The sequence below is a fragment of the Desulfofundulus thermobenzoicus genome, assembly GCF_009428905.1.
Lineage (GTDB): Bacteria > Bacillota > Desulfotomaculia > Desulfotomaculales > Desulfovirgulaceae > Desulfofundulus_A > Desulfofundulus_A thermobenzoicus.
Window position 1 is genome coordinate 1 of record NZ_WHYR01000273.1, and the last position, 384, is coordinate 384.

The 384-nt window shown below is 44.5% G+C and carries 1 protein-coding gene; it reads right to left on the bottom strand.

Features of this window, described 5'->3' with window-relative positions; all coding sequences use genetic code 11:
• On the bottom strand, positions 1 to 369 hold a 369-nt coding region (locus GFC01_RS18605), incomplete at its 3' end, for an alanine racemase (RefSeq protein WP_279233522.1).
• Positions 370 to 384: the final 15 nt, after the last annotated feature.

Consider the following 384-nt stretch of genomic DNA (forward strand, 5'->3'; position numbering starts at 1 on the left):
CTCTGATGGTGACAGCCCGTACATACTGATGCCGAAGCGAACCATATTAAACAACACTTCTTTAAACCTCAAACCTGCTGCACTATTGGCACAATGAACGAGCAGCTTTTCCGTATGAAGCGGCTGAAGCAGGGTTTGAAAGGTGTCGACCTGACGATCAAAATAGTTCTCATCCTTTTCATCCGCTGTCGCAAAGTGAGTAAATACTCCTTCCAGCTGTAAATAAGAATGCTCGCTGACAAGCTTCTTTACTTCATTCACTTCCTCTAACGTTTTCACACCTAAACGGTTCATTCCGCTGTCTATTTTCAAATGAAAACGAATGGGTTGTCCCATCTCCCCTTTCATCATATCGACGATTTCCCTCAGCCACCTGGTGGAGTA